The following is a 13,509-nucleotide window of genomic DNA, read 5'->3' on the forward strand; positions in this document are numbered from 1 at the left end:
GCCGGGGCGACGAGTTGAGCTTGCCGCCCTACTCAGCCCCGATCTCCGCCACGATCCGGCCCGTTGTCACCTGCTCGCCCTCGGCGACGTCGATCGCGGCGACGACGCCGTCGATGCCGGCCTTGTGGACATGCTCCATCTTCATCGCTTCCAGCGTCATCACCGGCTGGCCGGCAGTGACGCGGTCGCCCGGCTTGACCAGGACGGCAACGACGCGGCCGTTCATGGCAGCGCGAACCTTGCCGTCTCCGTTGCTTGCGGCCGCCTTCGGCGCGGCGAGGGTGAGATCGGTCGCCGCGAGCGGGATGCCGCGGCGCTGGAGGTGGAGCCGGTCGCCGTCGCGCAGGAATTTGGCACTGTCCATCACGCCGTCATGGCGGAAGCGAATCACGTCGAGATCGAGTTGGTCGATCTCGAACTTGTCTTGCCGGCCGTCCCTGGCAACAATGTAGCTGCCATCGCGCTCGCGCCAGACTTCTAGCTCAAGCGCCTGGCCTGCGATCTCGATTTTCGCCGGCAGCGGGAACGTTGCCGCGAGGCTCCGTCCGCGGCGCCACGACGGTGCCTGGGGGTTCGTGACGTAGAGCAGCAGGCCGGCCAAGGCCATGTCGAATGCGGCGTCCGCGCGCGGCGCCAGCAGCTCGTCGCGATGGGCACCAATGAACGCCGTGGTCGCCTCGCCTTTGGCGAAGCCGGGATGACGCAGGCATGACATCAGGAAAGTCTGATTGGTAGTCACACCAAATCCGGTCAGTTGCTCCAGGCCGACGATCAGCCGCCCCCTCGCCTCCTCGCGGGTCGCGCCATGGCCGATCACCTTCGCGATCATGGAATCGTAGAACGACGGAATCTCGGAGCCCGATTGCAGCGCATGTTCGACGCGGATGCCATCCGGCACCTGCCAGCGCGCCATGCGCCCGGACTGCGGCATGAAATCCTGCGCGGCGTCCTCCGAGCACAGCCGCACCTCGATGGCGTGGCCTGTGAAGCGAATGTCCTGCTGCTTGAGCGGCAGCGACTCGCCGCGCGCGACGCGCAGCTGCAATTCGACGAGATCGAGCCCGGTGATGGCCTCGGTGACGGGATGCTCGACCTGGAGACGCGTATTCATCTCCATGAAGTAGAATCCGCCGCTCGCATCGAGCAGAAATTCGAGCGTGCCGGCGCCCTCGTAACGCAACGCCTTCACCGCGGCGACCGCGACCTCGCCCATCTTCGCACGCAGGTCGGGCGTGACTGCGGTCGACGGCGCCTCCTCGATTAGTTTCTGGTGCCGCCGCTGCACCGAGCAGTCGCGCTCGCCAAGATGGATGGCGTTGCCATGGCTGTCGCCGAACACCTGAATTTCGATGTGACGGGGATTCTGGATGGCGCGTTCGAGGATCACCGTGGGATCGCCAAACGCCGCCTTCGCCTCGGACCGCGCGCTACGCAGTGCCTCGGGGAACGAATTGGCATCCGCAACGAGCCGCATCCCGCGTCCACCGCCGCCGGCGACCGCCTTGATCATCACGGGAAAGCCGATCTCTCTCGCCTCCGCGAGCATGACTTCATCGCCCTGATCGGCGCCCTGATAGCCGGGCACGACGGGCACGCCGGCCTTTTTCATGATCTCCTTGGCACCGGCCTTGTTGCCCATTGTCTCGATCGCCTGCGGCGACGGGCCGATGAAGACGAGGCCGGCATCCTTGCAGGCTTGCGCAAACTCCTCGTTCTCGGCGAGGAAGCCATAGCCGGGATGAACGGCATCCGCGCCGCTGGCCTTTGCGGCCGCTATGATCGCGGCGATGTTGAGATAGGACTGCGCCGGCAGCGCTTCGCCGACTCGCACGGCCTGGTCGGCCTGTTGCACATGAAGCGCATCCCTATCCGCATCCGAATAGACCGCGACGACGCCGAGGCCGAGCTTCCGCGCGCTGCGCATCACCCGCAGTGCGATCTCGCCGCGATTGGCGATCAGGACCTTGAAGAACGGCCGGTGCTGCACTGATCCGTTCCTCATGGGCGGGCCACCGAGAATTGCATGCGCTGTGGGCTCCGCGCGTCACCTTCACGACAGATCGCGAGCACTTCGGACAGCACCGCGCGGGTGTCGCGCGGATCGATCACGCCGTCGTCGAGCACGCGCGCGCTGGTCGAGAACACGTCCATCTGGCCGTCGAACACGCCGACGATCTGCGCCTTCATGCCATCGAGCTTTTCTTTTTCGACCGGCTTGCCGCGACGCGCGGCTGCGGCTTCGGTGACGATCGCCATGGTCTCGGCGGCCTGCTCACCGCCCATCACGGCAGTCTTGGCGTTGGGCCAGGAGAAGCAGAAGCGCGGATGGAAGCCGCGCCCGCACATGCCGTAATTGCCGGCGCCGAACGAGGCGCCGCAATAGATGGTGATCTGCGGCACTGTCGCCGACGTCACCGCCTGGATCATCTTGGAGCCATGCTTGATCATGCCGGCTTCTTCGTAAGCTTTGCCGACCATGTAGCCGGTGGTGTTGTTCAGATAGAGCAGCGGCGTTCGGGTTTGGCAGCACGCCTGGATGAAATGCGTCGCCTTGTTGGCACCGGCCGGATCGAGCGGACCGTTGTTGGTGATGATGCCGATGGTCTGGCCCTCGATGCGGGCATGGCCGCAGACGGTGGCCGGGCCGTAGTTCGGCGCCATCTCGGTGAAGTCGGAATCATCGACGATACGTGCGATCACCTGCTTCATGTCCACGGAGCGCTTGTGGTCCATCGGCATAATGCCGAGCAGTTCGTCTTGATCGTAGCGCGGCGGCTTATATTCCGCGCTCGCCCTGCCCGGCCGTTCCCATTCCAGCGCCGCCATGATCTCGCGCGCGATGCGCAGGGCGTCGCGGTCATCCTCGGCGAGGTAGTCGCCAAGTCCCGACACCTGCGTGTGCATCTCGGCGCCGCCAAGCTCCTCTTCGGTCGCGATCTCGCCGGTGGCGGCCTTCAGCAGCGGCGGCCCGGCGAGGAAGGCGCGGGTGCGGCCACGGACCATGACGATGTAGTCGGACAGGCCGGTCTGATAGGCGCCGCCGGCGGTCGAGGAGCCATGGGTTACGGTCACGACGGGCAGGCCCGCTGCGGAGAGTCGCGCGAGATTGCGGAAGATGTTGCCGCCGCGGACAAAGTCTTCGACGCGGTAGCGCAGGAGATTGGCGCCGGCGCTTTCGACCAGCTGGACGTAAGGCAGCTTGTTCTCCAGCGCGAGCTCCTGCACGCGTATCGTCTTGTCGAGGCCGTAGGGCTGAAGCGCGCCGGCATCGATGCCGGAATCGTTGGCGCTGACCATGCAACGGATGCCCGAGACGAAACCGATGCCGGCGATGACGCCGCCGCCGGGGACGCTCTTGTCCGGATCAGATACGTCGAACATGTAGCCGGCGAGCGTGGACAGCTCGATGAAGGGCGCGCCGGGATCGAGCACCAGCGCGACGCGCTCGCGCGGCAACAGCTGGCCGCGCTTGTGGAAGCGGTCTTTCGCCGCGGCTGATGCCGCACGCGTGCGCTCTTCCAGCGCGCGCATGCGGTCGATCAGGCCAAGCATGCCGTCGCGGTTGGCGCGATAGGCGGCACTGCCGGGAGAAATCGTGTTTTCGAGAATGGACATAACTCAATCCTGCTCGTCATTGCGAGGAGCAAAGCGACGAAGCAATCCAGGCGCATCCATGGAAAGATTCTGGATTGCTTCGCTTCGCTCGCAATGACGGTTGAGGCGATAATTTACCTATTCGTCCCAAAAATCTTTCGCGCTTCCGCCGGGCTCGCGATCTCGCGGCCGGCACGGCGGGCGCAGGCGGCGATGGCGTCGATCAGCTGGCCGTTCGACGTTACCTTCTTGCCGTCGGCGAGATAGAAGGCATCTTCGAGACCGGTGCGCAGATGACCGCCGAGCTCCGCACAGCGCTGGTGCAGCGGCCAGATTTCTTCGCGGCCTATCGCGGTGACCTGAAATTGCGCCTCGGGACGCTTCAGCTTGATCAGGATCGGCAGCAGATCGGGATCCGACGGCATGCCGGAGGCGACGCCCATCACAAAGTTATACTCGAGCGGGCCCTTGTACATGCCGACCTGGCGGTACATGCCGACGCAGCGGACGATGCCGACGTCAAAACATTCGAATTCGGGGATGGTACCGACCGCGTTCATGACGTCGAGATAGTCCTTCACCTTCTCGACCGCATTGTCGAACATCATCGGCGGCCAGGCCCAGCTGTTGTCGGCCTTCACCTTCAGGTAATTTAGCGAGCCGGCATTGCAGGCCGCGATCTCCGGCCTGGTCTCGCGGATACAATCCAGCGCACCGTTGTAGTTCGGCCCGGAGACGCCGGAGGTGTGATTGATGATCACGCCAGGGCAGGCTTCGCGAATCGCCTGCTGGATCTCCTTGCTGACGCTGACCTCCCAGGACGGCAGATGCCCCTTGTCCGGCGCCTGCTGACGCAGATGGATGTGCATGATGGACGCGCCGGCATCGAACGCAGCCTTGGCCTCGCGCGCCATCTGCTCGGGCGTGACAGGCACGTTGTGCTGCTTCGGGTCGGTGAGCACGCCGTTCAGCGCGCAGGTGATGACGGCCTTGTCGCTCATGCCTTGAATGTCTCGCACGTTGATAATTCAACGTTTGCGATCATGTGATGGGCGGCAGGCGGCTTCTTGCGCGGAGAAGCTGGAAAAAGGCGATAAACCGTAGGGTGGGCAAAGGCGCTCTTGCGCCCTTCCCACCATCTCTCAATACCTCGCGAAGATGGTGGGCACGCTTTCGCTTTGCCCACCCTACGAGACGACGCTAGCTCGCCTCCGCCAGCCTCACGGTCTCGCTGCTGCGATAGATCGCGAGATCGCGCGAGCCGACGAAGATCGCGCGCGGCTTCAGGCCGTAGAAGCGGCGGATCGAGTGGCTGAAATGGGTGGAGTCGGGATAGCCGATGTCCTGCGCGAGATGGGCGAGGTTGAGGTCCTGGTTGGCGAAGTGCAGCAGGTGACGCGCCCGCTTCCAGGCGCGGAAGGAGCGGAACGAGATGCCGGTCTCTTCCTTGAACAGATGCAGGAAGCGCGAAGCGGAAAGTCCGGCCTCCGCCGCGCATGTGTCCGCCGTCACGGGTTCGCCCGTGAAGCGGCCGATACGGGCGACCGCACGCGTCACGCGGGGGTCGAGCACGCGGCGCGGCAGCGCCTCGCCAAAACACATCTGGTCGAATTCGGCGGTGGTGATGTCGCCGTAGCGACGCTGGCGCAGCAGCGTGTAGGCGGCGAGGATCTTGCGGGCATAGACGGCCCTGTCGGGTCCGGTGAGCCGCTCGGCCAGGACCTCGATCACGCCATCGGGCATGCTCTCCGGCTCCAGCGTCACGCTGATCGCGGTGCGGTAGTCGCTCGCAATGGAATGCCGCTGGTTCGGTAGGGTAACGAACAGCTCGCCGGTGGCGAGCGCATCATCGATCGTCAGATGCAGACTGCCCTTCACCGCGACATAGACATGGCAGCAGCCGGGCGTCCGCTTGCGGGGGCGGCCGAGCAGGCCGGCATAGAATACCCGCTCCGGCGTGATCAGCATCAAATGGTCGGATTCGCGACCGTTATCTTCCATTGGGATCCTCCTCGCGCGGCTCTTTGGCCGCTGCGGACGGAGGTCACCTTAGCGGAAATCTGGGCGCTGTCACGGCGGGATAGCGCTATCATGAAGCGCAAAACAGCGGCAGTCCCGACGACCCGGAACTCCCGGCAACATGGCCGTCCCGGCTTTCGCCAGAACGACAATCAGGCCCTCACCCTTGGCGCCACGTTCTGCTCGACGCCGGCCTGTTGCTCCGCAGCAACCGCGCGCTTGAAACCATCCCGTTGCTGCAAGCGTGCCCAATAGGCTGCGACATTTGGCCCAAAATCCTTGGCAAGCCCGATAGTATCGGCGAGGCGGAGCGCGTAACCGATCACGATGTCGGCGGCAGTGAAGCGGCCCGCGCACAAGGCCTCGGTATTTGCGGTGGCTGCCTCGACGGCGCGCAGGCGGCCCAAAAACCATTTGGCATAGTCGCCGGCGACCTGCGGATTGCGGCGCTCTTCCGGCTCGAGCTGGGTGTATCGGAGCACCAGCGTCTGCGGGAAGGTTAACGTGGCGTCGCTGAAATACATCCAGTTCACGAACGCGCCATAGGCGGGATCTTCGGGTCCGACCATCAGTGGCGTCGGTCCATGCTTGATGCCGAGATAGTGGCAGATGCCGGAGGACTCGGTCATTTTCGTCTCGCCGTCGACCATGAAGGGAATCGTGCCCAGCGGATTGAGCGCGAGATACTCCTTGGCGAAGACCCGCGGCGGGAACGGCAGCATCTTGAGCTCGTAGGGCAGCCCCATCTCCTCCAGCATCCAGAGCGGACGGAATGAGCGCGCGGCGTCGCAGTGATAGAGCGTGATCATCAGGAACTTCCTTTGCTGCCGGGCAGCGTCCCCATCATCTTGCACAGGACCATCAGCATGACCTCGTCGGCGCCGCCGCCGATCGATGTCAGACGGCTGTCGCGATAGGCACGGCTGACCGGCGTCTCGTTGGTAAAGCCCATTCCACCCCAATATTGCAAGCAGGCGTCGGTAAGCTCGCGGCCGAGTCGCCCGGCCTTCAGCTTGGCCATGGTCGCAAGTTTCGTGACATCCTCGCCCGCCACAAGCGCCTCTCCGGCACGGTAGATCAGCGCGCGCAACAGCTCGACCTCGGTCTGCATCTCCGCGAGCTTGAAATGAACGACCTGGTTGTCGAGGATCGACTTCCCAAAGGCCTTGCGATTGCGGGTGTATTCGATGGTCTCGTTGATAATGTATTCATGCGCCTTCAGGCAGGCGGCCGCACCCCAGAGCCGCTCCTCCTGGAACTGGATCATCTGGTAGGTAAAGCCCTTGCCCTCCTCGCCGATCCGGTTGCGCTTGGGCACGCGGACATTGTCGAAGAAGATCTGCGCGGTGTCGGAGGAACGCATGCCCATCTTGTCGAGCTTGCGCGCGACCGTGACGCCCTTGGTCTTCATGGGCACACAGATCAGCGATTTGTTGCGGTGAACGGACCCGTCGCCCGTATTGGCGAGCAGACAGATCCAGTCGGCCTGGGTGCCGTTGGTGATCCACATCTTGCCACCATCGATGACGTAATCGTCGCCGTCCCCGCGCGCATTGGTCTTGATCGAGGCCACGTCAGAACCCGCGCCGGGCTCCGAGACGCCAATGCAGGCCACATAGTCGCCAGAGATCGAGGGCGCCAGGAATTCGCGCCGCACTTCATCGGAGCCGAACCGCGCCAGCGCAGGAGTCGCCATGTCGGTCTGCACCCCGATCGCCATCGGCACGCCGCCGCAATTGATCGCGCCGAGTTCCTCCGCCATCATCAGCGCATAGGAATAGTCGAGGCCGGAGCCGCCGAATTCGACCGGCTTGTTCAGCCCGAGAAAGCCGAGCCTGCCCATCTTCCTGAACAGCTCGTGCGCCGGGAAGATGTCGGCCTTCTCCCATTCATCGACATGCGGATTGATCTCGTTGGCAATGAATTTTTGCAAGGAACGGCGGATCTCGTCGTGGTCGGCGGTGAACAGCATCTTGTTAGCCCAGTTCTTGGTATCTCTGAGGTGCTCGTCATGGCCGGGCTCGTCCCGGCCATGACGGAGAAAGAGGTCACAACCCCATCTGCCGCGACGCGAGATCCTTCATGATCTCCTCGGTGCCGCCGCCGATCGCGTTGACCTTGACCTCACGGTAGATGCGCTCGGCCTTGATGCCGCGCATGAAGCCGGCGCCGCCAAAAATCTGCACCGCTTCCGAGGCGCAGAACGCCATGGTCTGGGTCGCCTGGTTCTTCATCATGCAGATTTCGGCGACCGGGCTTTCGCCCTGCTCCAGCCGCCAGGCCAGCATCTCCAGCATCGCTTGCGATGCGGCGACCTTCTGCGCCATGTCGACGATCTTGTGGCGGATCACCTGGTGCTGCGCGAGCGGCTTGCCGAAGGTCTTGCGCTCCTTGGCGTAGGCAATGGCCTCGTCGAGGCAGACGCGCGCGAACGCGGTGCAGCCCGCCGCCATGCCCATGCGCTCGCTGTTGAAATTCCGCATGATGATCTTGAACCCCTGGCCTTCCTCGCCGATCAGGTTTTCCGCCGGTACGCGGCACTCGTCGAAATGCAGGGTCGCGGTGTCGGAGGCCCACCAGCCCATCTTCTTCAGCTTTGTCCGGGACAGGCCGGGCGTATCCCCCTCGATCAGGAGCAGGCTGACGCCGCCGGCGCCCTCGCCGCCGGTGCGCACCGCAACGGTCAGATAGTCGGCACGCATCCCGGATGTGATGAAGGTCTTCTCGCCGCTCACGACGTAGTGATCTCCGTCGCGCCGCGCCTTGGTGCGGAGGCCCGCGACATCAGAGCCGCCGCCCGGCTCGGTGATCGCGAGCGCGGAGATTTTCTCACCCGCGAGCACCTGAGGCAGCACGCGCGCCTTCACCTCGGGGCGCGCGGCCCGCGCGACCGGCGGCGAACCGATCGTATGGCTCATCAAGCTGGCGCTGACACCGCCGGCGCCAGCCCGCGCCAACTCCTGGCTGGCGACGATCCTCATGAACTGGTCGGCGGCGATCCCGCCATATTCCTCGGGGAAACCGAGTCCCAAGAGCCCGATCTCGGCCGCCTTGCGATAGAGCGCGCGGGGGAATTCACCGGCCTCATCCCACTCGTGGGCGAAGGGCGCAATCTCCTTGTCGACGAAGCGGCGCATCACCTCGCGAAAGGCGTCATGCTCGGCGGTATAGAACGGGCTCATCATCGCACTCTCGCCTTGCTGGCGGATTCGTCTCGTCCACCATGGCCGGAACCTTGGCGGCTCACTTGCGCGGAGTGGCTGGCCGAGCCCCGCTCCAAGCAAGCTCGCTCTAGCAACTCAACGCAAGACGATTTTCATCGCTCGCGCGCCAACTCCGGATCAAAAAAAGGATGGTGCACAAACTCCGGCTGGCCCTTGGGCCATGCCGGGCATGGTGCATGGCAATAGGGACGCGGGCGGCACAAGTCCGCCGAGGGAGGAATTCTTGGCCGTTCGTTACTACGACTGGATCGCCCACCATGGCCGCCGCACACCGAACAAGATTGCGGTGATAGACCTCGCGAGCGAGCGCCGCTTTACCTATGCGCAGCTCGACGCGCGCATCTCGCGTCTCGCGTCATTTCTGCGCCATGCGCTGAAAGTCTCGCGCGGCGAGCGGGTCGCGGTGCTGGCGCTGAACACGACCGATACGCTGGAGGTGCAATTCGCCTGCGGGCGGTTAGGTGCGATCTTCGTGCCGCTGAACACCCGCCTCACCGTTCCCGAACTCCAGTTCATCACCGCAGATTGCGCGCCGAAGGTGATGATCCACGACACCGATCTCGCCGAAACGGCGCTGGCCGTGGCAAGGCTCTGCGGCATTGCGACGAGCCTGCTGCTTGGCCCCAGCGGGACTTATGAGGCCGGCATCGCCGCCGCAAAGCCACTCGAGAAAATCGAGGAGGTGACCCTCGATGACGTCTCGACCATCATGTACACCTCGGGCACAACGGGTCATCCCAAGGGCGCCACCATCACCCATGGCATGACCTTCTGGAATTGCGTCAATCTCGGCGGCCCCGCCTGCATCGGGCCGTCCTCGGTGCTGCTCACCGTGCTGCCGCTGTTCCACACCGGCGGCCTGAATTGCTACACCAATCCGGTGCTGCACGCCGGCGGCACCGTGATGATCATGCGCGCCTTCGATCCCGGCACGGCGCTCGGCCTGATCAACGATCCCGCACAGGGCATCAACGTGTTCTTCGGCGTGCCCGCGATCTACCAGTTCATGGCCCAGCATCCGGCGTTCGCGACCACCGACCTCGGCCGGTTGATCGTGGGAGGTGTCGGCGGCGCACCAATGCCGGTGCCGCTGCTCAAGGTGTGGGAGGCGCGTGGCGTCGCACTCCAGCAGGGCTACGGCATGACCGAGACCTCGCCGGCCGTGCTGGTGCTCGACCGCGAGGATGCGGCACGGAAAGCCGGCTCCGCCGGCAAGCCGGTGCTGCACACGGAAGTGCGCATCGTGCGTCCTGACGGCGGCGACGCCGATGTCGGCGAACTCGGCGAGCTCTGGGTCAAGGGACCGAACATTACGCCCGGCTACTGGAACAGGCCGGAGGCGAACAAGACGTCGTTCACCGATGGCTGGCTGCACACGGGCGACGCGACACGCGTCGATGAGGAAGGTTTTTATTACATCGTCGACCGCTGGAAGGACATGTACATTTCCGGTGGCGAGAACGTCTATCCGGCCGAGGTCGAGAACGTCCTGCACCAACTCGACGCTATCGCGGAAGCCGCCGTGATCGGCATTCCCGATCCGCAATGGGGCGAGGTTGGCCTCGCCATCGTCGCGGCCAAGCCCGGCCAGCGGTTGACCGAGACAGATGTCTTCGCGCACTGCGCGGCGAATCTCGCGCGCTTCAAATGTCCACGCCAGGTCCGCTTCGTCGATGCGTTACCCCGCAACGCCACCGGCAAGATCCACAAGCCGACCTTGCGCAAGGAATTCTCAGGCGCCTCGGAAGTCGACAAGAAAGCCGCCAACGCCTGATCAAAGCGCCCCTCTCGCGGGCACTTTTCTTTTTGACGTGCGTGTTCCAACCCAGAAAAGCCAAGGAATTTTCATGAACAAGAAACTCTCCCTGCTCGCCGCAGCAACGGCGCTGATGCTGCTGACAGCCCAAACCGCGTATGCGCAAAAGGCGTACGACACCGGCGTCACCGACACCGAGATCAAGATCGGCAATGTCGAGGCCTATTCCGGCCCGGCTTCCGCCTACGGCGTCATCGGCAAGACCGAGGAAGCCTATTTCAAGATGATCAACGATCAGGGCGGCATCAACGGCCGAAAGATCAATTGGATCTCCTACGACGACGGCTACTCGCCGCCTAAGACCGTTGAGCAGATCCGCAAGCTGATCGAGAGCGACGAGGTCTTCCTGGTGTTCAACGCGCTGGGCACGCCGACCCAGACCGCCGTGCAGAAGTATCACAATTCCAAGAAGGTGCCGCAGCTGTTCCTCGCCACAGGCGCCAGCAAGTGGAATGACCCGAAGAACTTTCCCTGGACGATGGGCTTCCAGCCCAGCTACCGCGTCGAGGCACAGATCTTCGCGAAGTATATTCTGAAGGAGAAGCCGGACGCGAAGGTCGCGATTTTTTATGCCAACGACGATTTCGGCAAGGACTACCTCGCCGGCATCAAGGACGTGTTCGGTGACAAGGCATCGAAACTGATCGTGGCCGAAGAGAGCTACGAGACGTCGGAACCCTCGATCGATGCTCATATCGTCAAGCTCAAGGGCACCGGCGCCGATGTCTTCGTGAACATCGCCACGCCGAAATTCGCGGCGCAGGCGATCAAGAAGATCGCGGAGCTGGAGTGGAAGCCGATGCATCTCATGACCGATGTCTCGGTGTCCATCGGCGCGGTGATGAAGCCTGCCGGCCTCGAGGCATCCGAAGGGGTGCTGTCGGCTGGTTATCTGAAGGATGCGTCGGATCCGCAGTGGAAGGATGATGAGGGCATGAAGAAGTTCATGGTCTTCGTCGACAAATACATACCCGGTGCAAATATTTCGGACGCCAATCTGGTTTACGCCTATGCCGCAGCCCAGACCATGGTGCAGGTGCTGAAGCAGGCGGGCGACAATCTGACCCGTGAGAATGTGATGAAGCAGGCAGCGAGCCTCAAGGACTTCGTGCCCGACACACTGATCCCGGGCATCAAGATCAACACCTCCGCCACGGACTTCGCGCCGATCGAGCAGCTCAAGATGTGGCGGTTCAAGAAGGGCCAGTGGGAACTGTTCGGCGATATCATCAGCGCCGAAACGGGCGGCTAGTTCGACTGAGAGCAACAGCCTGAATCGACCGAATAGCGGCCGAAGGGCCGCTATTCTTTTCCAGCAAGCGACGGCGCTGTTCCCGCGCTTTCAACCTCGATCATGTCGTCGCCGACGTCGATGCCCGCGATCGGCAGGCCGAGACGACGCGAATCGCCGACGCCCCTGAACATGGGGCATGCCCAGGCGAGGGTGGCGATGCCTGACGGCGGCAGATCGAGGCTCAGCCTGTAGCTGTCACAACCGGTCACGACCGCTTCGGGGCGGATGGCCGTGCCATCGACATAGAATCGCGTGTCTATCGTATCTAGCGGTGCGCGAAGTGCGGGGCTTCGAACGCGGACAATGGTGCGGCCCGGCTTCCCCTTGATGCGCACGGCTGCCTCTGGTTCGCTCCAGCGGAAAGTGTGACCGGCAGAGAACTCTTCGGCATGGAATCCGATCTGCGCGACAACGCGCTCACCAAGGAGCCCGTCAACAGGTCCCGCATCTCGTCCGAGACGGTGAATGCAATCGAGCCTCTGATGCCGGATCAGCGCGGCGATGTATCGCCGCATCCATCGCGCGATCGCATCGCTCGATCCGGCGGCCGTCACAGCGACCAGCACGGCCCGCGCGTGCCATGCCGCCAGCCGCGCGAAACCGCGCGCGCCGAGACCGCCGAGCAGCGCCGGCACGGCCCAACGCCATACCGCCAGCCATTTCTCGCCAGGCCCTCCCCCGCCGTCACCGAGGCTGGAGCGCAGGAGCGCGTTCAGTGCATTGCGGGCGAGCGACGCGCCGGCCTCGCTCCGCGAGCTCCACTCGACCGGAATGTCGAGCAGCTCGCTGCCGGCATCGTTGCGGGCCTCGCTCAGATAGCGAATCTCGCCTTGCACGAAGTCGAGCGTGAATTGCTTCAGCTCGCCGATCTCACCGACATAGTAGTGATGGAAGCGCGCCTCCTCGAGATAGCCGATGGAATGACCTCTCGCGTGATAGGCGGCGGCGAGCACCCATTCGGCGAAATGACCGAGCTCCTCGCGCAGGCCGCCGCATTCCCGGTAGACGTCGTGCCGCGTCACGAAACACTGATCCAGGACCTTGCGCCAGGGATGCTGCTTCATACCGAACTCGATGTCGGCCTGGTACATGGCGGCCTCTGCCACGGATAACCGGTTATGGCAGATCGGGATCGAACGGCAGGAAAAGCCGGCCCAATCGGGATGAGCATCGATCGCGCGAATGCAGAGTTCGATCACGTCGGGTTCGGGCCGGCAGTGCGATTCCGTGAAGAACAGATAGCTGCCGCGCGCCTTCGTCGCGCCGAATGCGCAGAGCCCGATGTCGTGTTCGGAATCGGTGAATTCGAGGCGAGCCCTGTTGCCGGCCAGCGCCTTCAACTGCTCGCGTGCCGTGAAATCCGGAGGCACGACCAGAATGATCTCGTAGAGCGATGTGTCGGCAGTTTGCGACGTCCAGCCGAGCCAGGACATCTCCCACTGCCCGCGGTGAGATTCGAGCGGGATAATGATTGAGAACAGCGGAGATTCGCCGTCGTAGAGTGCGGACGCGTCCTGCATGTCCCCTTATAGACGCATGCTCGTCATTCCGGATAATTTCTT

The 13,509-nt window shown here is 63.7% G+C and carries 10 protein-coding genes; 2 read left to right on the top strand and 8 right to left on the bottom strand.

Annotation, left to right across the window (positions count from 1 at the left end):
- Positions 1–28: 28 nt before the first annotated feature.
- From IVB36_RS30015 to IVB36_RS30045, 7 genes are all read right to left on the bottom strand, one after another.
- Positions 29–2,002 carry an acetyl-CoA carboxylase biotin carboxylase subunit gene (locus IVB36_RS30015; protein ID WP_247394044.1) on the bottom strand — a complete coding sequence of 658 codons (1,974 nt, stop codon included), beginning with the start codon at positions 2,000–2,002 and terminating at the stop codon, positions 29–31.
- A complete protein-coding gene (locus IVB36_RS30020) occupies positions 1,999–3,615 on the bottom strand; it encodes a carboxyl transferase domain-containing protein (protein WP_018455962.1) in 1,617 nt (538 codons plus the stop codon). The genes IVB36_RS30015 and IVB36_RS30020 overlap by 4 nt, the downstream gene beginning before the upstream one ends.
- 113 nt (positions 3,616–3,728) lie before the next feature.
- Positions 3,729–4,595, bottom strand: coding sequence for a 3-keto-5-aminohexanoate cleavage protein (locus tag IVB36_RS30025; RefSeq protein ID WP_018455961.1), 867 nt, complete (start codon positions 4,593–4,595; stop codon positions 3,729–3,731).
- Positions 4,596–4,794: 199 nt separating this feature from the next.
- Entirely contained in the window at positions 4,795–5,595 is an 801-nt protein-coding gene (locus IVB36_RS30030; RefSeq protein WP_018455960.1) for an AraC family transcriptional regulator, read from the bottom strand.
- Between the two features lie 170 nt (positions 5,596–5,765).
- The gene (locus IVB36_RS30035; protein WP_018455959.1) at positions 5,766–6,422 is read right to left on the bottom strand and encodes a glutathione S-transferase family protein; all 657 of its coding nucleotides are present in this window, start codon (positions 6,420–6,422) and stop codon (positions 5,766–5,768) included.
- Complete coding sequence (locus IVB36_RS30040) at positions 6,422–7,585, bottom strand: acyl-CoA dehydrogenase family protein (RefSeq protein WP_247295935.1); 1,164 nt, start codon at positions 7,583–7,585, stop codon at positions 6,422–6,424. Before IVB36_RS30040 ends, IVB36_RS30035 begins: the two co-directional genes overlap by 1 nt.
- Before the next feature lie 76 nt (positions 7,586–7,661).
- Positions 7,662–8,798, bottom strand: a complete 1,137-nt coding sequence (locus IVB36_RS30045) for an acyl-CoA dehydrogenase family protein (protein ID WP_018455957.1) — start codon at positions 8,796–8,798, stop codon at positions 7,662–7,664.
- A 262-nt stretch (positions 8,799–9,060) separates the two neighbouring features.
- On the opposite strand from IVB36_RS30045, the gene IVB36_RS30050 reads away from it, so the two are divergent.
- Together IVB36_RS30050 and IVB36_RS30055 are read left to right on the top strand one after the other, a co-directional pair.
- A complete protein-coding gene (locus IVB36_RS30050) occupies positions 9,061–10,611 on the top strand; it encodes a long-chain fatty acid--CoA ligase (RefSeq protein ID WP_026233060.1) in 1,551 nt (516 codons plus the stop codon).
- Positions 10,612–10,684: 73 nt separating this feature from the next.
- Entirely contained in the window at positions 10,685–11,905 is a 1,221-nt protein-coding gene (locus tag IVB36_RS30055; protein WP_247295930.1) for an ABC transporter substrate-binding protein, read from the top strand.
- Positions 11,906–11,955: 50 nt separating this feature from the next.
- Here IVB36_RS30055 and IVB36_RS30060 read toward each other — a convergent pair whose 3' ends face one another.
- On the bottom strand, positions 11,956–13,467 hold the full coding sequence (locus tag IVB36_RS30060; protein WP_018455954.1) for a glycosyltransferase family 2 protein: 1,512 nt from the start codon (positions 13,465–13,467) through the stop codon (positions 11,956–11,958).
- Positions 13,468–13,509 lie beyond the last annotated feature (42 nt).

This window comes from Bradyrhizobium sp. 35 (assembly GCF_023073215.1).
GTDB classification, from domain to species: domain Bacteria; phylum Pseudomonadota; class Alphaproteobacteria; order Rhizobiales; family Xanthobacteraceae; genus Bradyrhizobium; species Bradyrhizobium canariense_D.